The sequence below is a fragment of the Chromobacterium sp. Ag138 genome, assembly GCF_055181315.1.
In genome coordinates this window covers 2,333,585-2,355,347 of sequence record NZ_JBUPWA010000001.1, presented here as the reverse complement: position 1 = coordinate 2,355,347, position 21,763 = coordinate 2,333,585, and the positions used below count along the sequence as shown (strand labels likewise).

Genomic DNA, 21,763 nt, shown 5'->3' with positions numbered 1-21,763 from the left:
CGATGGGCGGTTTTCCTTCCGGCGGCGGCGACGAACTGGCCGAGCTGTCCGAAATCAACGTCACGCCCTTCATCGACGTGATGCTGGTGCTGCTGATCATCTTCATGGTGGCCGCGCCCTTGTCCAGCGTCGATCAGCGCATCGAGCTGCCGGCCTCCCGCGCCAAGCCGGCGCCGCGGCCGGACAAGCCGTTGATCATCACCTTGCAGCCGGACCGCAGCCTGCTGCTGGGCGACAAGCCGGCGCCGCTGGGGCGTTTGGGCGAAGCTCTCGATGCCGCCACCGGCGGCCGCCGCGACACCCCGCTGTTTTTCCAGGCCGACCGCGCCGCCGCGTATGAGGACGTGATGGCGGTGATGGACGCCCTGCGCGCCGCCGGCTACCTGCAAGTGGGCCTGGTGGGCCGGGAGGCCGGCTGATGGCCGCCACCGAGCGCAGGCCGAGGCCCGTCGTCGGCTGGGGCGGCGGCGCCTTGCTGTTGGCTCTCGCGCCGCTGCTGTGGGTGTGGATCTGCTTGCCCGCCGCGGGCGAGGCCGAGCCGCCGAGCGCCCAGCCCGCGGTGGTGCAGCTGGTGGCCTTGCAGGCGCGCGCGCCGACGCCGAAGGCGGACCAGCCGGTGGCGCAACAGCGGCAGATGGCCAGCGCCGCGTCCCGGGCGCGCGCCGGCGAGCGCGCGCTGGTGAAGTTGGCGCGCAATGACGAAGCCAGGCAGAGCGTGGCCTTGCAGGCGCGGCGCGGCGGCGCGCCCGGCGAAGCCGACGCCGATGGCGCCAGCCCGCCGGCCAGGAGCGCCGAATCGGCGTCGTCGGCCAAGGCGCCGCAGCGCGCCGACGACACCGCCGCCGCGCAGAACAGCGACGGCAGCGCCCGCAACGCCGATTGGGAGGGGCGGGTGCTGGGCCACCTGGCTAGCCACAAGCGCTATCCGGAAGACGCGCTCAGCCGCCGCCGCGGCGGCATCGCCAAAGTGGAGGTGACGCTGGACGCCGGCGGGCGGGTCAAGAGCGCCAGCCTGGCGGCCGGCAGCGGCACCCTGTCGCTGGACCGCGAGGCGCTGGCGGTGCTGCGCCGCGCGCAACCGCTGCCCGCGCCGCCGCCGGAGCGCTTGGTCGACGGCCAGATCCGCATCGTACTGCCCATCCATTTTGACCTGAACCAGGCCGGATGACCGGCCGCCGCGAGCGACGATGAACCCTATTCTTTCCCTTGCCGCATTGGCGGGCCTCTGCCTGTGCGCCGCGCTGGCGCGCGCCGACGCGCCGCCCCGGGCTCCCGCCCGGCCGCAGACCTTGAGCGCCCACGGCGACGCGCGCGTCGATTCCTACGCCTGGCTGCGCGACGACAGCCGCAGCCGGCCGGAGGTGCTGGCCCATTTGCAGGCGGAGAACCGCTACGCCGAGGCGCTGCTGGCCGGCCAGCAGCCGCTGCGCGACAAGCTGCTGGCGGAGATGCAGGCACGCGGCGCCGGCGGCGAGGCTTCGCTTCCTTATACAGAAAATGGCTGGGAATACCGCGAACGCTACCCTGAGGGCGCGCAGCAGCCGGTGTACGAGCGCCGGCCGGCTGCCGGCGGCGCATGGCGGACGGTGCTGGACGCCGCCGAACGGGCCAAGGGCAAGCGCTACTACCGGCTGGGCGGCTGGCAGCTGTCGCCGGACGGGCGCTATCTGGCGGTGGCCGAGGACGTTCGGGGCGACGGCGCGCAACAGCTGGCGCTGCGCGATCTGGCCAGCGGCGAGTGGCTGCCGCTTGGCGACCGCAAGGCCGGCGCCGAGATGGTCTGGTCCGCCGACGGCCGCGCGCTGTGGTATGTCGCCGTGGCCCCGGACACCTACCGCCCCAGCCGCATCTACCGCCACACTGTCGGCGGCAAGGCAGACGCGCTGGTGTTCGAGGAGAAGGACGAGGCCTATACCGTCAGCCTGTCTTCCAGCGCCTCGCGCCGCTACGCGCTGATCGCCGTCGCCGGCAGCGACAGCAGCGAGGCCTGGCTGCTGGACGCGCAGGACGCCGGCGCCCCGGCCAAGCGGTTCGCCGCGCGCCGGCCGGGCCGCGAATACTATCTGGATCATTACCGCGGCGCGTTTTATCTGCGCGCCAATCCGGACCCGGCCGGCTTCGGCCTCTACCGCAGCGCCGCGCCCGGCGCGGCGTGGCGCGCGCTGATCGCGCCCGGCGCCGACCGCGAGGTGGAAAGCTTTCTGCTGTTGAAGCGCCATCTGATCGTCAAGGAGCGGCATGACGGCCTGAGCCGGGTGCGCGCGATCGCCTGGCGGGACGGCGCGAGCCGGACGCTGCCGCTGCCGGACCCGGCTTACCGCGTCTGGTTCGACCGCAATCCGGACCCGGACAGCGGGCGGCTGCGCTACCGCTACTCGTCGCTGACCACGCCGACCTCCACCTGGGAGTGGAACCTTGCCAACGGCAAGACCCGCGCCTTGTGGCAACCCAGGCTGGCCGGCTATCGCGCCGCCGATTATCGCAGCGAGCGGCTGTGGATACGCGCCCGCGACGGCGAGCGGGTGCCGGTGTCGCTGGTCTACCGCCGGGGCCTGCTGGCCAAGGGCGGCAATCCGCTGTTGCTGTACGGCTACGGCGCTTACGGCATGAGCATGGACGCCGCCTTCAGCGCGCCGCGCGTCAGCCTGCTGGACCGGGGCTTCGTGTTCGCCATCGCCCACGTGCGCGGCGGCGGCGAGCTGGGCCGGCGCTGGCACGAGGCCGGCCGCCTGGCCAACAAGCAGAACAGCTTCAATGATTTCGTCGACGCCGCCCGCGAACTGGCGCGGCGGGGCTACGGCCGGCCGGATCAGTTGTACGCGATGGGCGGCAGCGCCGGCGGCCTGCTGATCGGCGCGGCCTTGAACCAGGCGCCGGACCTGTTCCGCGGCGCGGTGGCCCAGGTGCCCTTCGTCGACGCGCTGTCCAGCATGCAGGACCCGTCCTTGCCGCTGACGGTGGGCGAGTACGGAGAATGGGGCAATCCGGCCGATGCCGACGCCTATCGCCGACTGCGCGACTACAGTCCGGTAGACAACGTCGGCGCGGGGCCGTACCCGCATTTGTTGGTGACCGCCGGCCTGCATGATCGCCAGGTGCCGTACTGGGAGCCGGCCAAGTGGGTGGCGCGGCTGCGCGAGCGGCAATGGCCGGGCCAGCAGTTGGCGCTGATCACCGAGATGGAGGCCGGCCACCGCGGCCAGTCCGGCCGCGTGTCCCGGCTGGCGGCCAACGCCCGCGAATACGCGTTTTTACTGACTCTGTCGGGCTGGCGCGAACCGTGAGCCTGGTTTTATTCCGCCGCCGGCGGGGCGATCAGCCCCGCGCGGCCCTGATCTCCACGTCGCTCTCCTGTTTCCTGCTGTCCGAACGTACGCGCCCCTGGCAGGGCGGTTCGGACAGCGATCACTTTGGAGAGTCAGACAGTGAACAAAAAAATGATGGCGCATTGGGTGAGCGCCGCGATGGCGGTATGCGGGCAATCGGCGCTGGCGGCCGACGCGACGCAGGCCGACGGCAAGGTGGCGTTCCGGCCGCTGGTGGTCAGCGGCAGCGCGGCGGGCGGCGCGGAGGCTGACGGCGACCGCGCCGAGAAGCGCGCGCTGGAGAAGCCGGGCGGGCTCAGCAGCCGCGGCGAGAACACCCGTTCCGAGTTTTTGGACGCCGTGCTGCGCGGCATGCCCGGCGTGTACACCCAGATCGACCCCAACCAGGGCGCAGTCAGCGTCAATATCCGCGGCATGAGCGGCCTGGGCCGGGTCAACACCATGATAGACGGCGTCAGCCAGAACTACTTCGGCAGCGCGCCGTCGGAGCTGGCCCATGGCGGGGTGCCGACCAGCTCCTTCGGCGCGCTGATCGACCCCAACTTCATCGTCGGCGTGGATGTGGAGCGCGGCGGCTCGGCCGGCGGCAACGGCATCAACGCGCTGGCCGGCAGCGCCAACTTCCGCACGTTGGGCGTGGACGACGTGCTGCGCGAGGGCAAGCGCTACGGCGCGCGCGCCAAGTACATGACCGGCAACAACGGCCTGGGCCGCAGCGGCATGGTGGCCGGCGCGACGCGCCAGCAACTGGGCGACTGGGGCGAATTCGGCCTGGTCGGCGCGATCAGCAGCAGCTCCAGCAGCGGCACCTACCGCAACGGCTCCGGCGTCGACAGCACCGAGTTCGGCTTCGGCGGCGACCAGAGCTTCAGCCAGAACCCGCAATCGCAGCTGTTCAAGGCCGAATGGCGGCCCAATGCCCGCCACTTCGCCGAGCTGTCGGCGCGGCGCTACCGCAACCACTTCACCAAGCGCGACATCCAGAGCGACGACTACGCGCTGAAGTACCGCTACACGCCGCTGTCGGAATGGGTGGACCTGACGGCGCTGGCCAGCCACGGCAAGGGCAAGCAGGGCTATATGCCGGGCGCGCTGATCAACTTCACCCATACCAGCACCGAGAACGTCAACGACAGCCTGAGCCTGGACAACGCCAGCCGCTTCGACCTGTGGGGCGGCGACGCCACGCTGCGGACCGGCGCCAAATGGCAGCGCAACCGTTTCGTGCGCAATGTGTTCAGCGACATCGACGATCCGGAAACCGCGCAACAGGCGATAGAGAACAACCCGTTCGCGCCGGCCGGCAAGCAGGAGATGCGCTCGCTGTTCGCCAGCCTGGACTACCGCTACGGCATCTTCAACGTGGTCGGCGGCTTCAACTACACCCGCTTCGAGCTGGGCGGCCACAAGCCCGCCTGCCGCGACGACCTGCGCTGCTTCCCGCAGGGCGCGGCCGGCATCAGCCTGAAGGAACGCTATTTCGATCCGTCGCTGCTGGTCTCGGCCGAGGTGGCGCCGTGGTTCCAGCCCTTCGCCAGCGCGGCGCGCACCTCGCGCGGGCCGAATCCGCAAGAGGTGTTCTTCGCCAACTCCGGCGCCGACTCGATGAACCCCTTCCTCAAGGGCGAGCGCGCCGACACCGTGCAACTGGGCTTCAACTCGATGTTCCGCGGCCTGCTGGGGCGCGACGACACGCTGCGGCTGAAGCTGCTGGGCTACCGTTCCAGGATCGACAACTACATCAGCAGCACGGCGTTCCGCATCTGCAAGGAAGGCGCGCGCTGCAGCTTCGCCGACGTCAACACCGGCAGGGCGGAGGAGGCCGAGATCAGCGACACCATGTACGTCTACACCAACACGGTGTCGCCGGTGCGCACCCGCGGCTGGGAGCTGGAGGCCAATTACGACGCCGGCTTCGTCTACGCGCGCCTGTCGTACAGCCGCGAGCGCACCAGCCAGCCGCCGTCCATCGCCGCCGCCAACTTCAACTTCGGCGACATCACCGAGCTGCCTTCCAGCTATTACTCGCTGGACGTCGGCGCGCGGCTGCTGGAGCGCAAGCTGGAGCTGGGGGCGATCTTCCGCAAGGATGGCGAGAGCTACCGCATCAACGTCGATCGCAATACGGACGCCATCACCGGCGACGTGGAGAAGGAACAGCAGAACCCGACGCCGACGCTGATCGACCTGTACGCCAACTACAAGCTGAACAAGCAGCTGACCTTGCGCGCCGGCGTCAGCAATCTGACCAACCGCAGCTACTCGGCGCCGCTGAACGTGATGAACGCGATGCCGCTGCAATCCACCGACTGGACGCCCAACGCCACCGGCCGCGGCCGCGCGTATTCGGCCACCGTGGAATGGCGCTACTGAGCGTTTTCAGATAGCCCGGACGTAAAAAAGCCGACTGCTAGGCAGTCGGCTTTGTCTTGCTCGGGCCGGGAATCAGCCGCGCTGGACGGCGGGCTTGCCGGACGGCGCGTTGTCGCGCTGCATCTCTTCGACCAGCTTCGGATCGTGCTCGTCGCGCAGGTAGCGGGTGTACCAGCCGCTGTTGACGCCCCAGAAGTAGAAGCCCAGCGCGGCGGCGGCCACCACGGCCATGTCCGCGCCGTACGGCAGGATGCCGAGGCCGCCGAAATCGGTGCTGCCGATCCAGGACAGCAGCGCCATCGTCGGCAGGTAGAGCACCATCCACATCGCGCCCTTCAGCTCGCGGGAGAATTCCGGCCAGCCAGCCTTGGCCTGGTACCAGATGTAGACCGGCAGCGCGGCCACGATCAGGAACAGGATCTGGCCGGTCAGCGGCCAGCGCGCCCAGTACAGCACCAGCGAGGCGCAGACGAAGGCGAACGGCGCGACGATGTTCAGGCCGGCCAGGCGCAGCGGGCGCGGCAGCTCCGGCGCGCAGCGGCGCAGCGCGGCGGCGCTGATCGGGCCGGTCAGGTAGGAGATCACGGTCGCCACCGAGATCACCGCCGCCAGCGTGCCCCAGCCGCGGAAGAAGAACAGGAACACGAAGGACACCGCCAGGTTGAACCACATCGCCGGACGCGGGATGCGGTACAGCGGGTGGATGCGGCCGAAGATCTCCGGCATGGTGCCGTTGCGCTGCATGCCGTAGATCATGCGCGAAGTGGACGCCATATAGGTGGCGCCGGTGCCGCTGGGGCTGACGAAGGCGTCGAAATACAGGGTCATCATCAGCCAGTTCAGGCCCAGCGCCATCGCCAGCTGGGCGAACGGCGAGCTGAAGTCCAGGCCTTTCCAGCCGTGCGCCAGCTCGGACGGCGACAGCGCGCCGAGGAAGGCCACTTGCAGCGCGACGTAGATCACCGCGGCCAGGAGGATGGAGCCGACCACGCCGAAAGGCACGCTCTTGCCCGGATTGCGGGCTTCGCCGGCCAGGTTGATCGGGCTCTGGAAGCCGTTGAAGCTGAACACGATGCCGCTGGTGGCCACCGCGGTCATCACGCTGGCCCAGCCGAACGGCGCGAAGCCGCCCAGCGCCGGGTTGTTCAGGTTTTCCGAGTGGAAGCCGCTGTAAACCAGCGCGCCCACCGTCACCGCCGGCACGATCACCTTGAAGATGGTGATGGCGCTGTTGGCCTTGGCGAACAGCTTCACGCCCCAGTAGTTGAGCAGGAAGTAGGCGATCACCAGCACGGCGGCGAAGGACAGGCCGACGGTGCTCAATTCGCCGTTGCGGTACAGGTTATGGGCCCATTCGTAGGGCCAGGTGCTCATGTATTGCACCGAGGCTTCGGCCTCGATCGGAATCACCGACACGATGGCGATCCAGTTGGCCCAGGCGGCGATGAAGCCGAGCAGCGAGCCGTGCGAGTAGCGGGCGTAGCGCACCATGCCGCCCGATTCCGGGAACATGGCGCCCAGTTCGGCGTAGCTCAGCGCGATGGAAAGAATGATCACCATGCCGACGAGCCAGGCGACGATGGCGGCCGGGCCGGCGATCTGCGCGGCGTGAGCGGCGCCGAACAGCCAGCCGGAACCAATGATGGAGCCAAGACCGGTGAGCATCAGCGCGATCGGGCCGATATGGCGGGAATGTTGTTGTTGCAAGGGCGAATCTCCTGTCATTTGAACGATGACGGGCAACAGCCGCCCCGGAAGCGGCGCGCGCGCGCCGGACGTGTCCGGGGGAGGTTGCCCACATAGCCGGGTGGGCCCGGTCTTATGTAAATCGCGCCTGCCGGGCAGGCGGACCGCGTCGGCGCGGACGGCGAAGCGGCCGGCGGATGTCGAAGCCGGCGTGACGGAGCAAATCATGATGCTGCGCCCGGATGCGGGCGCAAGGCCGAATTTTGTCCGACATGCCGACCCGAAATTTCGGGTGCGCGGATTGTAACGTAATGTGAACAATTTTTGTTACTTACTTATATGTCTTGAAATCTTTACGTCATGTTACTTGGCTAAGATGAGGGCCCCGAAGTCTCGCGCAGCACCCGCCATGTCCCTGATCAAACGCCTGTGGCTGACCATAGCCTTCACCCTGGCCAGCCTGGCGCTGGCGATGGCGCTGACCGGCCAGCAGCTGTATTCCTTCACCCGCCATGTCGACAACTACAACCGCCTGCAACAGCTGGCGGCAAATCTGCAACAGTTGAAGGCCGTGTCGCTGTCGTTTTCCCGCGCCGATCCCTTGCTGCCGGAAACCGCCGAGCGGTTGAAGCAGGCCGAGCGGCAGGTGGCCGGCCTTCGGCGCGACATCCATGACGCCTTGCTTGCGGCAGGCTCCGGCGCCTTCGACGGCGCGCTGCGCGATCGCTGGCAGGCTTACGCCGCCAATCTGGGCAGCGCGATCTGCATCGCCGAGACCGCGCCGCAGGACGCGCTGTCGATTCCGGAGCAGGCCTACCAGAACGATCTGGCGCCGCTGGTCGCGCAGATCGACGCCCAATTGAAGCTGCGCGACGGCGAGCTGGCGCAGGAAAAAGCCGGCCTGGCCGCGGCGCTGTCGCGTCTGGCGCCGCTGATCCTGGGGCCGCTGGCCTTGGCCAGCGCGCTGGTGGTGCTGATCCAGCTGACGCTGGCGCGCCGGCTGCGCCGCCAGCTGGCGGCGATGGCCCAGGCCGCCGACGCGCTGGGCGAAGGCAATCTGGCCGTGCGCCTGCCCGACAGCGGCGGCGACGAGCTGGCGCACGCGGCGTCGCGGATCAACCGATTCCTCGACCACTTGGCGGGGCTGCTGGACGAGGTGCGCCGCCACGCCGGGGCCAACCAGGACGACAGCCGCCGGCTGCAGCTGCTGACACGGCAGAGCGCCGACGCCAGCCGGCAGCAGACGCAGAAAAGCCAGCTCAGCAACGAGGCGGCGGCGGAGATCGCCGGCCACGCGGAGCGGGTGGGGCAGCATATCGAGGCGGCGCTGGACTGCTCGCGCGGGGCGGCGGTGGCCACCGCCCAGGCGCGCCGCCAGGGCGAGCACAATGCGGCGACGATGGGCCTGCTGGCCGAACGCATCGCCACCGCCAACCAGGAAATGCAGACGCTGGGCCAGGCGCTGTCGGCGATCGGACAGATCAGCGCGCTGATCCGCGACGTGGCCGAGCAGACCAATCTGCTGGCCCTGAACGCGGCGATCGAGGCGGCGCGCGCCGGCGAGGCCGGACGCGGTTTCGCGGTGGTGGCCGGAGAGGTGAGGAAGCTGTCCGAGCGCACCGCCTCCGCCACCAGCGGCATCTTCGACAGCCTGCGGCAGATGGAGCAGGCCAAGGGCGCGCTGGGCGAGGCGGTGGCCGCGGCCGGCAGGGCCGGACGGGATGGCCAGGACGCCCAGCAGGCGCTGGACGGCGCCCTGGCCACGGTGGACCGGGCCTTGGCCGGGCTGGGCGGCTTGATGGCCGACATCGGCGCGGCGGGCGAGCGGCAGACCCAGGCCGGCGGCAATATTCGCCAGCACGGCCATGAGCTGGCCAGCCTGGCGCTGCATATCGAGCAGCAGATGCGCGAGGCCGAGCCGCTGATGGAGCAACTGGCGGAATCCGCCGGCGGACTCAACCAGGCGCTGGCCTGGTTCAGGCTGGAGGCGCCGGCCGGCCGCGCGGCTGAGCGGACGATGATCCCGCGCGGGCGGGCGCGGCTGTCGCCGGCTTAGCGGCGGTCCGGGAAGACCGCGGGCCGGGGCTTGCGGCGCACCACCACAGTGCGCGCCAGCTTGTCGTGCCAGCCCTGCTTGCGGGCGTCTATGCCGACCCACACTAGGCCCAGGCCGCAGGGGATGATGGAGACGAAGTAGCCGAGGTAGCGCAGCGCGGCCTGACCCGGCGTCAGCGGCGCGCCGGTGTCGGCGTCCACCACCCGCGCGCCCAGCATCATCTTGCCCGGCGTCGCGCTCTTGTAGATCCAGAACAGGATGACGGCGACGGCCGGCAGCAGGTAGTTGACCAGAAATTCCGCCAGCGAGCCGGCACCGCTCAGTTCGGCCAGGTCCGGCAGCCCGCCGCCGGATGCCGCCTCGCGTCCGGCCAGCAGCCACAGCAGCGGCACCGACACGATCAGCAGCAGGATGGTGTCGGCCAGGCAGGCCAGCACCCTGGCCCAGAAACCGACGTATTCCAGTTCTTCTTCAGGGACTTGCGGCGAATCCGCCATCGCTCACTCCTCCAGATTGACCTTGTGCTTGTCGGCCACGCGCAAGTAATGTTCGGCCGAATACTTGAAGTAGGCCAGTTCCTTGTCGGTCAGCGGCCGCGCCTGCTTCACCGGGTTGCCCAGGTACAGGTAGCCGGATTCCAGCCGCTTGCCCGGCGGCACCAGGCTGCCGGCGCCGACCAGCACCCGGTCCTCGATCACCGCGCGGTCCAGCACGATGCTGCCGATGCCGATCAGTACCTCGTCGCCTATGGTGCAGCCGTGCAGCGTCACGTGGTGGCCGATGGTGACGCGCTTGCCGATGATCAGCGGCGCGCCCTCCGGATCGGCGGCGCTTCGGTGGCTGACGTGCAGCATCGCGAAGTCCTGCACATTGCTGTTTTCGCCGATGTGGATGCGGTTGACGTCGCCGCGGATCACCGCGCACGGCCAGACCGAGGCGCCGGCCTCCAGCGTCACCTCGCCGATGACGACGGCCGCCGGATCGATGTAACAGCCGTCGGCGATCTCAGGATGATGGCCGTCGTACTGGCGGATATTGCTTTTCATCGTTTCGTCCTTATCTCTGTGACCATGCATTGTGCCGGCCGCGGGCGCCCGCGCGCAAATTCCCTTATCATAATCAGCCCGCCCCGACAGGATGTTGAAGCCATGAGCCAGAACCCCTTACTTGATTTCTCCGACCTGCCGCGCTTCGACGCCATCAAGCCGGAGCACATCACCCCGGCCCTCGACGTATTGCTGGCCGACGCCCGCGCCGCGATAGACGCCGTGGTCGCCGCCGGCGGCGACAGCTGGGACGCGGTGGTGGAGCCGCTGACCGACGCCACCGAGAAGCTCGGCCGCGCCTGGGGCGTGGTCGGCCATCTGAACGGCGTGGTGGGCAACACCGAGGGCCTGCGCGAGGCGTACAACGCCGAAATCCCGCGCATTTCCGCCTTCTTCACCGAGCTGGGACAAAACCTGGACCTGTTCGCCCGCTTCAAGGCGGTGGCGGCCAATCCTGAATTCGCCGCCGCCAGCGCCGCGCAGAAGAAAGTGATCGAAAACGACCTGCGCGACTTCCGCCTGGCCGGCGCCGAGCTGCCGGACGCGCAGAAGGCGCGCTTCGCCGAGCTGTCCAGCCGGCTGGCCGAGCTGTCCAACCAGTTCTCGCAGCATGTGATGGACGCCACCGACGGCTTCAGCCTGTACATCGACGACGTTGCCGAGCTGGCCGGCATCCCCGAGGACACCCTGGCCATGTACGCCGCGATGGCCGAGGCCGACGGCCAGCCGGGCAAGTACAAGCTGGGCCTGCAGTTCCCGCTGCTGTTCCCGGTGCTGCAGTACGCCGACAACCGCGCCCTGCGCGAGAAGCTGTATGAGGCCAACGCCAAGCGCGCGTCGGAATTCGGCCCGGCCGAGCAGGACAACGGCCCGCTGATCCGCGAGAAGCTGAAGCTGGCCGCCGAAGAGGCGCAGCTGCTGGGCTTCGCCGACTACGCCGAGCTGTCGCTGTACACCAAGATGGCGGAAAGCCCGCAGCAGGTGATCGACTTCCTGCGCGACCTGGCCCGCCGCGCCAAGCCCTACGCCGAGCAGGACCGCGCCGAGCTAGAAGCCTTCGCCCGCGACGAGCTGGGCCTGGACGCGCTGCAGGCCTGGGACATCAGCTACGCCAGCGAGAAGCTGCGCGTCGCCCGCTACGCCTTCTCCGAGCATGAAGTGAAGCAGTATTTCCCCGAGCCCAAGGTGCTGCAAGGCCTGTTCGGCGTGGTCGGCACCCTGTACGGCGTGCGCTTCGCCGAGCGCCAGGTCGCCGCCTGGCACCCGGACGTGCGCTACTTCGAGATCTTCCAGGGCGACACCCTGCTGGGCGGTTTCTACCTCGATCTCTACGCCCGCGACGGCAAGCGCCCGGGCGCGTGGATGGACGATGTGCGCGGCCGCCGCCGCAAGGGCGGAGAGGTGCAGACCCCGGTGGCTTACCTGGTGTGCAATTTCAGCCGCCCGGTGGGCGACAAGCCGGCCTATTTCACCCACGACGAGGTGATCACCCTGTTCCACGAGTGCGGCCATGGCCTGCACCACCTGCTGACCCGCATCGAGGTGGCCGGCGTGGCCGGCATCAGCGGCGTGGAGTGGGACGCGGTCGAGCTGCCCAGCCAGTTCATGGAAAACTTCTGCTGGGAATGGGACGTGCTGCAGGGCATGACCGCGCACAGCGAAAGCGGCCAGCCGCTGCCGCGCGAGCTGTACGACAAGATGATCGCCGCCAAGAACTTCCAGTCCGGCATGCAGATGGTGCGCCAGCTGGAGTTTTCCTTGTTCGACATGCTGCTGTACACCGCCGGCAATCCGGATAGCGTGGACTGGCTGGCGCTGCTGGAGCAGGTGCGCGACGAGGTGGCGGTCAACCGCCCGCCGGCCTACAACCGCTTCCCCAACAGCTTCAGCCATATCTTCGGCGGCGGCTACGCGGCCGGCTACTACAGCTACAAGTGGGCCGAGGTGCTGTCGGCCGACGCCTACGCCGCGTTCGAGGAAGCCGGCGGCGCCAATCCGCAGGTGGGCCGCCAGTTCTGGGACGAGATCCTGGCCGTCGGCGGCAGCCGCCCGGCGCTGGAATCCTTCCGCGCCTTCCGCGGCCGCGACCCGGAAATCGACGCCTTGCTGCGTCATTCCGGCATGGCGCCGGAGGCGGCGTAAAAAAAAATCAAACTTTAGGAACTCGCCTGGAATAGTCCGGCTCTAATCTTTTGCTCAGGGTTGTCTTCCGGAGCAGCAAGCGAGCCAGACGCGTATCAGGGGTAGTGATATAGTGTCTATTGACGCCTCCGCCGACTGCGGAGGCGCTTTTTTTTGCCTTGCCGGCGGCGAGGCGCGAAAATCCCTCAACAGTCGGGCCGGCTGCTGCTATCGTGTCGGCTTTCATCCTTTCCCATTCTGGAGTTCTCGCCGATGCGTTTTGCCACCTGGAACGTCAATTCCCTGAAAGTCCGCCTGCCGCAGGTGCTGCAGTGGCTGGCCGACACCGGCGTCGAAGTGCTGTGCCTGCAGGAGCTGAAGATGGACCAGGACGCTTTCCCGCTGGCGGAGATCGAGGCGGCCGGCTACCGCGCGGTCTGGTTCGGCCAGAAGACCTACAACGGCGTCGCCATCCTGGCGCGGGCGCCGCTGGAGATGACGGACGTGGTCGCCGGCATTCCCGGCTACGGCGACGAGCAGCGCCGGGTGATCGCCGCCACCGTGGACGGCGTGCGGGTGATCTGCGGCTACTTCGTCAACGGCGAGGCGGTGGATTCGCCCAAGTACCCGTACAAGCTGGAATGGCTGTCCAAGCTGGAAGGCTACGTCGCCGCCGAGCTGGCCAGGCATCCGAACCTGCTTTTGCTGGGCGATTACAACATCGCGCCGGAAGACCGCGACGTCTACGATCCGGAAGGCTGGCACGAGCAGGTGCTGTGCAGCACGCCGGAGCGCGACGCTTTCCGCCGCCTGATCGCGCTGGGCCTGTCCGACAGCTTCCGCCTGTTCAACCAGGAGGAAAAGCAGTACAGCTGGTGGGATTACCGCCAGATGATGTTCCGCCGCAACAAGGGCGTGCGCATCGACCACATTCTGGTCAGCGACGCGCTCAAGCCCCGCGCGCAGGCCTGCGAGATCGACAAGGCGCCGCGCAAGTGGGAGCGCCCGTCCGACCACACCCCAGTGGTGTTGACGCTGGCCGATTGAGCGGCCCGTTTCGCCAGCCAGACGGCCCGGCCTTGCGCCGGGCCGTTCGCTTTGGCGCGCCGCGCGGTTGCCGCGGGACGGAATCGGCGCTTATAACGACGTTGGAATATGCCTTGCGCGTGGCCGGACCAAGGTTTGGCCTGGCTCAAGCCGAGGGGAGAAGACGCTTGTTAAGCTGGTTCCATCACTGATAACCGGTAACCCACCATGACCACACTGAACACGCGCGCGCGCGCAGGCGACCCCTACTACCAGGATGTTCCGGACTACATGACCGAGGTCTACGACTGGGCCTACGTCAACCCGCGCAAGGCCAGGCTGCTGGACCACAAGCTGGTGGTGCGCACGCTGCTGTTCGGCAACGACCAGCGGCTGATGCGCGCCTATCTCGATGAAATCCGCTCCGGAGAGCGGGTGTGGCAGGTCGCCCACGTCTACGGCGACCTGGTGCAGCGCGCGGCGGCGCGGGTGGGCGCGCGCGGCCGCTTCACGCTGACCGACGTCACCCCCATCCAGGTGGAACTGGCCGAGGGCAAGCTGGCCGGCGTGTCGCAGGCCAAAGTGGTGCGCGCCGACGCGGCCCGCTTCCAGGCGGAACAGCGGCCGGACCTGGCATGCAGCTTCTTCCTGCTGCACGAGGTGCCGGAAGGGATGAAGTCGGCCATCGTCGACAATATGCTGGCCCAGGTGGCGCCGGGCGGCCGGGCGATGTTTGTCGATTACCACCGCCCCCGCCCATGGCAGCCGATAGGCTGGCTGCTCAAATGGGTGAACCGCGCGCTGGAGCCGTTCGCCGAGGCATTGTGGAACAAGGAGATCGCCGCCTACGCGCGCGAGGCGGAGCGGTTCGACTGGCGCAAGCGCACCGTGTTCGGCGGCGTGTACCAGATCGTGGTCGCGCAACGGCGCGATTAAGCGCGGCGCGGCAAGCCGCGCCGACAGTGCGCAATGTCGAGCGGGGGCCAACGTTCGGCATAGTGGGCAAAACCGCTGAGCCAAGACGCGCCGACGCAGATAGTACGGCAAGGAGGCGGAACGCAGGATCAGCGGTTTTGTCCCTTGTACGTCGCGTTACATGGCCTTACAAGGCGCTAACAGACGGGGGGGAGGGGCAGGACTAGGATACGTCTCAAGGAAACACCAAACACGGTGCCTTGCGGAGGTGGAAGCCTCCGTTACCGACCTGGAGATGAAATCATGAAAAAGCTGACCCTTCTTGCCCTGTCCGCCGTATTCGGCCTGAGCTCCGCCGCAGGTTTCGCCGCACAGGTCGTTCCGGCTTCCGCTCCCGCCGCCAAGGCAGCCCCGGCCGCCAAAAAGGCCGAGAAAAAGACCCCGGCCAAGATCCACCACGCCAAGAAAGGCGAAAAGGTAGGCGCTTCCGCGCCGCAGAAGGCTCAAGCCGCCAAGGCCGAAGCTTCCGCTCCGGCGAAGAAGGCCGCTCACAAGCACGCCAAGAAGCACGCCGCCAAGAAGGAAGCTTCCGCGCAGAAGGCTCAGGCCGCCAAGTCCGACGCTTCGGCCCCGGCCAAGAAGGCCCACAAGACCCACGCCAAGAAGCACGCCGCCAAGAAGGAAGCTTCCGCGCAGAAGGCGCAGGCCGCGAAGTCCGACGCTTCGGCGCCGGCCAAGAAGGCTCACAAGACCCACGCCAAGAAGCACGCCGTGAAGAAGGAAGCTTCCGCGCAGAAGGCCCAGGCCGCCAAGTCCGACGCTTCGGCGCCGGCCAAGAAGGCTGGCAAGCCGCACGCCAAGAAGGCTCATAAGGCTGCCGCTTCGGCCGCCAAGTAAAAACCAGATCGCAGTCTGGCTCGCATAAAAACTGGGGAGGCTCGCGCCTCCCCTTGTTTTTTGCCGATATCCGCTCTGTTCATCGTCCGTCCGGAAGGGCCGGGACGGGCAAAAAAACGCCCCGCAAGTTTTAGTTTGCGGGGCGTTTTCGCGTCTGCGCGCGGCGGACGGACGGATTACTTCTCGACGAAGGCGCGCTCGATCGCGTAATCGGCCGGCTCGCCCATGCGCGGGGATTCCTTGAAACCCATGCCGTTCAGGATTTCGCACAGATCGTGCAGCATGCTCGGGCTGCCGCAGATCAGCACGCGGTCGTGCTCCGGATTCAGCTGCGGCAGGCCGATGTCGGCGCACAGCTTGCCGTTGGTGATCAGGTCGGTCAGGCGGCCCTGGTTGCGGAACGGCTCGCGGGTGACGGTCGGGTAGTAGATCAGCTTTTCACGCACCATCTCGCCGAAGAATTCGTTTTCCGGCAGTTCCTTGGTGATGTAGTCGTGATAGCCGAGTTCGCTGACCCAGCGCACGCCGTGGGTCAGGATCACCTTGTCGTAGCGCTCGTACACGTCCGGGTCCTTGATGATGGACATGAACGGGGCGAGGCCGGTGCCGGTGGACAGCAGGTACAGGTTCTTGCCCGGCAGCAGGTTGTCCTGCACCAGGGTGCCGGTGGGCTTCTTGCTGATCATGACGGTGTCGCCGACCTGCAGGTGCTGCAGGCGGGAAGTCAGCGGGCCGTCCTGCACCTTGATGCTGTAGAACTCCATGTGCTCTTCGTAGTTGGAGCTGACGATGGAATAAGCGCGCATCAGCGGCTTGCCGTTCACCTCCAGGCCTATCATCACGAATTGGCCGTTGATGAACCGCAGGCCCGCGTCGCGGGTGCAGGTGAAGCTGAACAGCGTGTCGTTCCAGTGATGGACGGACAGGACCTTTTCAGCGGTCAGATTAGGAGAGGACATAAGCTCGTGCGACTCACAAAATTTAAAGATCGGACAATATTGTGCTGCAAAGATTCTAACCCGTTTGCCCGCCCCCTGCTTGTTCGCGCGGCTTCGGGTGTTGTATGGCGGCATGCTTGCCTGTGCTTGGGACGGCGCCGCGCCGGCGTGGAGCCGGGGTGGACGCGATCGTGAATGGCGCCTGGCGGATTGTCCAGGCCGTGGCGCGCGGTTGCAGCATGGTAACTGACAGCGCATAGCGTGCGGAAGATTGTTTGCTGATTTTTTTATCGTTTTCCGTTATTTGGACGTGCTATAGCGGGCAGCGCTTGATCTGAAGCAAAGAGGGCGTCCCGGTGTCGGGACGCCCTCTTGAGTGAATTAAGGGGGATTTTACATCGCGGCCGCGCCGCCTGAACCGTTCATGGCGCGGGCCTGTCTGCGACAAGGCGTGCGTTGAAGCCTGCACGCCACCCTGAAGCAGGGCGCTGCGAACACACCGCTCTGGCCGGCGCATCGATGATGCGCCCGCGACGGGCGCTTGGACGGAAATATCGCTTCCGGGTACTGCCGGTACTGCCCATGCGCCGGGCCGTCAATCGCGATGAAGGCAGGCTTGCCTGGGGCCGCGGAGAGATGCATCCGTCCTGGATGCTGGTTGGGCATTGCTGACACCTCCGGTGCCGACCGCCGCTCCGTAGCGTGGGCGCGGTCGCAATGCCAATTCATGCGCGGTTCCGCCGGACAAGCTCGCCAAGACATCCGAGCTTTCCGCGTGCTTCAATTTTTGAAATATAGCGCTTACAGCTGATGAAGCAAGGCGCATTTAATCGGCGATGGGGCTCAGGCCGGCGGATGCGGCGGCATTGGGGCGCAGGTGGGATTCGAACTGGCGGCTGGCGGCCTGCCAGGAATAGCTTTCAGCCACCCGGCGCACATGGCCGCGGTCCAGTTCCAGCGCCTTCAGGCAGGCGGCGCGCAGGTCCCAGTCCAGCACGCCGGCGCCGGAGTCGCCGACCACGTCCAGCGGGCCGGCCACCGGGAAAGCGGCCACCGGCGCGCCGCAGGCCATCGCCTCCAGCAGCACCAGGCCGAAGGTGTCGGTGAGGCTGGGGAAGACGAACACGTCGGCGGCGCGGTAGAAGCGGGCCAGCTCCTGCTGCGGGAACACGCCGGCGAAGTACACGTCCGGGTACTGCTGTTTCAGCCGGGGCAGCAGCGGGCCGTCGCCGACCACCCATTTGCTGCCGGGCAGGTCCAGCTTCAGGAAGGCTTCGATATTCTTCTCCACCGCCACCCGGCCGATGTAGACGAAGCGCGGCGGGTTGGATTCGTCCAGCCTCTGGCGCTCGCCGGGGCTGAACATCGCGGTGTCCACGCCGCGGCCCCACAGCTTGACGTTGCCGAAGCCGCGCGCCTCCAGGTCGGTGGCGATGGAGCGGGTGGGCACCATCACCGCCTGCGAGGCGTTGTGGAAACGCCGCATCCAGGCGTAGCTGGCGGCGAGCGGCAGCCGGCAGCGGGCGTGGATGTATTCCGGGAAGCGGGTGTGGTAGGCGCTGGTGAAGGCCAGGCCCTCGCGCAGGCAGAAGCGGCGCGCGGCCAGGCCCAGCGGGCCCTCGGTGGCGATGTGGATCGCGTCCGGCGCGAAGCCGGCGATGCGCTGCGCCACCTGGCGGTAGGGCAGCAGCGACAGCCGAATGTCGGGATACGTGGGGCAGGGGACGGTGCGGAATTCCAGCGGCGTGATCATGTTGACCTGGTGGCCGAAGCCATCCAGCTCGCGGACGGTTTCGGTCAGCGAGCGGACCACGCCGTTGACCTGGGGCTTCCAGGCGTCGGTGACGATCATGATGCGCATGTGGACTCCTCCGAAGGGATGGGCTCTGGCGATTCCTCGATGGATGCGCCTAGGGTCAGCGCCGTCCAGTGCAGCACTTCCAGCCGGCCGTCGGGATGTTCGACCAGCGCCGACAGGCTTTCCACCCAGTCGCCGCTGTTGCCGTACAGGATGCCGTCTATCATCCGCACTTCCGGCTTGTGGATGTGGCCGCACACCACGCCGTCGAAGCCGCGCCGCCGCGCCTCGCCGGCGAGTATGGTTTCGAACTGGCTGATGAAGTTCACCGCGTTCTTCACCTTGTGCTTCAGGTATTGCGACAGCGACCAGTAGGGCAGGCCCAGCCGGTGCCGCACCCAGTTGAAGCCGCGGTTCAGCTGCAGGATCAGCGTGTACAGATTGTCGCCGACGTAGGCCAGCCACTTGGCGTACTGGATCACGCCGTCGAACTCGTCGCCGTGCAGCACCAAGAGGCGCTTGCCGTCGGCGGTGAAGTGCTCGGCCTCGTGGCGGATGGCGACGCCGCCGAAGTTCAGCCCGCAGTACTGGCGCGCCGCCTCGTCGTGGTTGCCGGGGATGTAGATCACCTGGCAGCCCTTGCGCGCTTTGCGCAGCAGCTTTTGCACCACGTCGTTGTGGCTCTGCTTCCAGTACCAGGATTTTCTCAACTGCCAGCCGTCGACGATGTCGCCGACCAGATACAGGTATTCGGATTCGTGCTCGCGCAGGAAGTCGAGCAGGTGTTCGGCGCGGCAGCCGGCGGTGCCGAGGTGGACATCGGAAATCCAGATGCTGCGCAGTCGGCGGGAGGCGTCGGAAGCGGTATCTGGCTGCATGGCAGGTCCGTGGGCCGGGATGACGTCCCATGCTGCTATGGCGAGGTGACAGGGAAATGAGGTTTTGTTGACGGGAAGGTGAATAGTCCTATGCCGTTCAATGACAATATGGGCGGATCGGGACGGCGCTTAAGCATGGTTTAAGCTGTCAGTGGGATAAAGGACGCGGCGGCGGATAGCGGGAGGACGGATGCGGATACTGGTGGTGGAAGACGACGCGCAGATCGGCGATGGCCTGCAGATGGGCCTGCGGCAGCTGGGGTTCGCGGTGGATTGGCTGCGCGACGGCCGGCAGGCGCTGGCCGCATTGCCCGCCGCGCCTTACGACGCGGTGCTGCTGGACCTGGGGCTGCCGGGCATGGACGGCATGGACATCCTCGCCGCCTGGCGTCGCGCCGGCCGCGACGAGCCGGTGCTGGTGCTGACCGCGCGCGACGCGCTGGCCGACCGCGTCGGCGGGCTGGACGCCGGCGCCGACGACTACCTGGCCAAGCCTTTCGCGCTGGCCGAGGTGGCGGCGCGGCTGCGCGCCTTGACCCGCCGCCGCCACGGCCAGTGCGGTCCGCTGCTCAGCCACGGCAGGCTCAGCCTGGATCCGGTGGCGCGGACGGCGACGCTGGACGGCGCGCCGCTGGAGCTGACCGCGCGCGAACTGGCCTTGCTGGAGTTGCTGCTCAGCAGCAAGGGCCGGGTGCTGCCGCGCGAGTTGATCGAGGAAAAACTGTATGGCTGGGGGCAGGAATTGGAGAGCAACGCGCTGGAAGTGTATGTCCACCATTTGCGCAAGAAGCTGGGCGCGGGCTTCATCCGCACCTTGCGCGGCATAGGCTACACGCTGGGAGAGCCGGCTTGAGGCGGCCGCGCAGCCTGCAGGCCCGGCTGATGCTGGTGCTGCTGCTGATCGTGCCCGCCACCTGGCTGGCGGCGTCGGCGGCCGCGGTGTGGCTGGCCCAGCGCGAGGTGGACGAGCTGTTCGACACCCAGATGGCGCAGTTCGCCCGCCAGCTGCTGGCGATAGACGTGCATGGCATGCGGCCGGACGATCCGCCCAAGCTCAAGCACCTGCTGGCCGGCGCCGACAAGGGGCGGATGGACAACGACGACATGGGGCTGGCGATCTGGGACGCGCAGGGGCGGCAGGTGCTGTGCGACGGCCGCGGCCGCCGTTTCGACTACGAGCCGGCGCGGCGCGGTTTTCACGATTTCATCGGCCATGACCATCATCACGACTGGCGCCTGCTCTATCTGCCGGCGCCGGACGGCTCGCGCATGGTGGCGGTGGGGCAGAAGCTGGGGCTGCGGCAGGAGATGGTGTGGAGCGTGGTCAAGGCCCAGCTGCTGCCCTGGATGGTAGGGCTGCCGCTGATGCTGCTGGCCATCCTGTTCGCGCTGCGCCGCGAGCTGGCGCCGTTCCGGCGGCTGGCCGACGCGATCGCCGCGCGCGCGCCGGACGACAACAGCCCGGCGCCGGACGAAGTCCCGCTGGAGGTGCGGCCGCTGGTGCGGGCGCTGAACGCGCTGTTCGTCCGCATCGGACGGATGCTGGAGCACGAGCGGCGCTTCACCGCCGACGCCGCCCACGAGCTGCGCACCCCGCTGGCGGCGCTGCGGGTGCAGGCCGAAGTGCTGGCGCTGACGCCGGACGAGGGCGGCCGCCGCCACGCGCTGTCGCAGCTGCAGCTCGGCATCGAACGCGCTGGCCGGCTGGTGGAGCAGCTGCTGGCGCTGTCGCGGCTGGACCCGCTGCAAAACCCGCGACAGCGCGAGCCGGTGGATTGGGGACGGCTGGCCAAGGGCCTGATGGCGGAGCTGGCGGCCTCGGCCGACGGCGTGGAGTGGCGGCTGGACTGGCGCTGCGCGCCGGAGAAGGCGCTGCCGCTGGCCGGCGACGCGACCCTAATGGGGCTGATGCTGCGCAATCTGCTGGAAAACGCCTGCCGCTATGGCTCGGCCGACGGCGCGGTGGAGCTGAGGCTGGAGGCGGACGCGGTCAGCGTGCTGGACCGGGGGCAGGGCATCGCGCCGGAATGGCTGGAGCGGGTGCGCGAGCGCTTTTTCCGCCCGCCCGGCCAGGAGCAGCCGGGCAGCGGCCTGGGCCTGTCCATCGTCGAGCGCATCGCGGAATTGCATGGCCTGCGGCTGGTGTTGAGGAACCGGCCCGAAGGCGGGCTGGAGGCGAGGCTGGAGCGGGCCTGACTGCGACAATCCGCCGCAGGCGGGCCGATGCGCGCCGGGGTATGCTGTGAAGGCTGGGCGCGACAAGCGTCCGGCAGACAAAGGTTGCGAGCCCGCCATGACCCGGCGGGCTTTTTTTTATCGGCGCAACAACGGAATGAGGCGCAGGTTCAGCCGCGGGCCTGCAGCTTGTCGCGCCGGCGGTAGGCCGCCGGCGCCATGTCGCGCACCTCGCAGCTGATGGACTGCACACCCGGCAGCCGCTCGCAGACCGCGCCGACCAGCCGTTCCGCCAGCTGTCCCTTCTGATCGTCGCTGCGGCCGGCCAGGATGTGGCAGGTGATGTGGACGAAGTCCTGGTCGCGGCCGCCTACCAGGAAATCGTCGTAGGATTGAAGCCTGACCTTGATGTCGGCGCTTTGGAACAGGCCGCTGGCGTCGGTCGCCTCATGGACGGCATGCAGCAGACGGTCGATATCCGGGTGGCCGGCGATTTCGGCCGAGCATTCGATCACGCAGTGGGGCATG

At 68.0% G+C, this 21,763-nt stretch carries 18 protein-coding genes; 11 read left to right on the top strand and 7 right to left on the bottom strand.

The annotated features are described in order from the left end of the window. Positions 1 to 2 precede the first annotated feature (2 nt). The 4 genes from exbD to ACY3GB_RS10760 all read left to right on the top strand — a co-directional run bounded on the left by exbD (position 3) and on the right by ACY3GB_RS10760 (position 5,699). Positions 3 to 419 (top strand): TonB system transport protein ExbD, encoded by a 417-nt coding sequence (gene exbD, locus ACY3GB_RS10775; protein ID WP_463088733.1) that lies wholly within the window; start codon positions 3 to 5, stop codon positions 417 to 419. Then, positions 419 to 1,168 carry an energy transducer TonB gene (locus tag ACY3GB_RS10770; protein WP_463088732.1) on the top strand — a complete coding sequence of 250 codons (750 nt, stop codon included), beginning with the start codon at positions 419 to 421 and terminating at the stop codon, positions 1,166 to 1,168. Before exbD ends, ACY3GB_RS10770 begins: the two co-directional genes overlap by 1 nt. A gap of 19 nt (positions 1,169 to 1,187) precedes the next feature. Further along, positions 1,188 to 3,284 carry a S9 family peptidase gene (locus ACY3GB_RS10765; protein ID WP_463088731.1) on the top strand — a complete coding sequence of 699 codons (2,097 nt, stop codon included), beginning with the start codon at positions 1,188 to 1,190 and terminating at the stop codon, positions 3,282 to 3,284. 141 nt (positions 3,285 to 3,425) lie between these two features. Then, positions 3,426 to 5,699, top strand: a complete 2,274-nt coding sequence (locus ACY3GB_RS10760; protein WP_463088730.1) for a TonB-dependent receptor domain-containing protein — start codon at positions 3,426 to 3,428, stop codon at positions 5,697 to 5,699. Positions 5,700 to 5,771: 72 nt separating this feature from the next. Here ACY3GB_RS10760 and ACY3GB_RS10755 read toward each other — a convergent pair whose 3' ends face one another. Continuing rightward, a complete protein-coding gene (locus ACY3GB_RS10755) occupies positions 5,772 to 7,406 on the bottom strand; it encodes an APC family permease (RefSeq protein WP_463088729.1) in 1,635 nt (544 codons plus the stop codon). A gap of 388 nt (positions 7,407 to 7,794) precedes the next feature. Here ACY3GB_RS10755 and ACY3GB_RS10750 point away from each other — a divergent pair, with 388 nt between their 5' ends. Beyond that, positions 7,795 to 9,441 carry a methyl-accepting chemotaxis protein gene (locus ACY3GB_RS10750; protein ID WP_463088728.1) on the top strand — a complete coding sequence of 549 codons (1,647 nt, stop codon included), beginning with the start codon at positions 7,795 to 7,797 and terminating at the stop codon, positions 9,439 to 9,441. On the opposite strand, the gene ACY3GB_RS10745 is transcribed toward ACY3GB_RS10750, so the two are convergent. Both ACY3GB_RS10745 and ACY3GB_RS10740 read right to left on the bottom strand, forming a co-directional pair. Next, the gene (locus ACY3GB_RS10745) at positions 9,438 to 9,938 is read right to left on the bottom strand and encodes an RDD family protein (RefSeq protein ID WP_463088727.1); all 501 of its coding nucleotides are present in this window, start codon (positions 9,936 to 9,938) and stop codon (positions 9,438 to 9,440) included. The two genes, ACY3GB_RS10750 and ACY3GB_RS10745, sit on opposite strands and share 4 nt — an antisense overlap. Positions 9,939 to 9,941: 3 nt before the next feature. Further along, the gene (locus ACY3GB_RS10740) at positions 9,942 to 10,487 is read right to left on the bottom strand and encodes a gamma carbonic anhydrase family protein (protein WP_463088726.1); all 546 of its coding nucleotides are present in this window, start codon (positions 10,485 to 10,487) and stop codon (positions 9,942 to 9,944) included. Positions 10,488 to 10,589: 102 nt separating this feature from the next. On the opposite strand from ACY3GB_RS10740, the gene ACY3GB_RS10735 reads away from it, so the two are divergent. The 4 genes from ACY3GB_RS10735 (at position 10,590) to ACY3GB_RS10720 (ending at position 15,446) form a co-directional block, all read left to right on the top strand. Further along, positions 10,590 to 12,629, top strand: coding sequence for a M3 family metallopeptidase (locus tag ACY3GB_RS10735; RefSeq protein WP_463088725.1), 2,040 nt, complete (start codon positions 10,590 to 10,592; stop codon positions 12,627 to 12,629). A gap of 252 nt (positions 12,630 to 12,881) precedes the next feature. Beyond that, entirely contained in the window at positions 12,882 to 13,655 is a 774-nt protein-coding gene (xth, locus tag ACY3GB_RS10730; protein ID WP_463088724.1) for an exodeoxyribonuclease III, read from the top strand. Between the two features lie 207 nt (positions 13,656 to 13,862). Beyond that, on the top strand, positions 13,863 to 14,570 hold the full coding sequence (gene rquA / locus ACY3GB_RS10725; protein WP_463088723.1) for a rhodoquinone biosynthesis methyltransferase RquA: 708 nt from the start codon (positions 13,863 to 13,865) through the stop codon (positions 14,568 to 14,570). A gap of 282 nt (positions 14,571 to 14,852) precedes the next feature. Next, a complete protein-coding gene (locus ACY3GB_RS10720; RefSeq protein ID WP_463088722.1) occupies positions 14,853 to 15,446 on the top strand; it encodes a hypothetical protein in 594 nt (197 codons plus the stop codon). Positions 15,447 to 15,622: 176 nt separating this feature from the next. Here the strand turns inward: ACY3GB_RS10720 and ACY3GB_RS10715 are convergent, their stop codons facing one another. The 3 genes from ACY3GB_RS10715 to ACY3GB_RS10705 all read right to left on the bottom strand — a co-directional run bounded on the left by ACY3GB_RS10715 (position 15,623) and on the right by ACY3GB_RS10705 (position 19,060). After that, complete coding sequence (locus tag ACY3GB_RS10715) at positions 15,623 to 16,405, bottom strand: ferredoxin--NADP reductase (protein ID WP_021477531.1); 783 nt, start codon at positions 16,403 to 16,405, stop codon at positions 15,623 to 15,625. A gap of 805 nt (positions 16,406 to 17,210) precedes the next feature. Further along, entirely contained in the window at positions 17,211 to 18,245 is a 1,035-nt protein-coding gene (locus ACY3GB_RS10710; RefSeq protein ID WP_463088721.1) for a glycosyltransferase family 4 protein, read from the bottom strand. Beyond that, positions 18,233 to 19,060 (bottom strand): UDP-2,3-diacylglucosamine diphosphatase, encoded by an 828-nt coding sequence (locus ACY3GB_RS10705; protein WP_463088720.1) that lies wholly within the window; start codon positions 19,058 to 19,060, stop codon positions 18,233 to 18,235. The genes ACY3GB_RS10710 and ACY3GB_RS10705 overlap by 13 nt, the downstream gene beginning before the upstream one ends. A 190-nt stretch (positions 19,061 to 19,250) precedes the next feature. Here ACY3GB_RS10705 and ACY3GB_RS10700 point away from each other — a divergent pair, with 190 nt between their 5' ends. Further along, positions 19,251 to 19,913 carry a response regulator gene (locus ACY3GB_RS10700; RefSeq protein WP_463088719.1) on the top strand — a complete coding sequence of 221 codons (663 nt, stop codon included), beginning with the start codon at positions 19,251 to 19,253 and terminating at the stop codon, positions 19,911 to 19,913. After that, a complete protein-coding gene (locus tag ACY3GB_RS10695) occupies positions 19,910 to 21,256 on the top strand; it encodes an ATP-binding protein (RefSeq protein WP_463088718.1) in 1,347 nt (448 codons plus the stop codon). The genes ACY3GB_RS10700 and ACY3GB_RS10695 overlap by 4 nt, the downstream gene beginning before the upstream one ends. Positions 21,257 to 21,405: 149 nt before the next feature. On the opposite strand, the gene ACY3GB_RS10690 is transcribed toward ACY3GB_RS10695, so the two are convergent. After that, positions 21,406 to 21,762, bottom strand: a complete 357-nt coding sequence (locus ACY3GB_RS10690; RefSeq protein ID WP_463088717.1) for a 5-carboxymethyl-2-hydroxymuconate Delta-isomerase — start codon at positions 21,760 to 21,762, stop codon at positions 21,406 to 21,408. Position 21,763 lies beyond the last annotated feature (1 nt).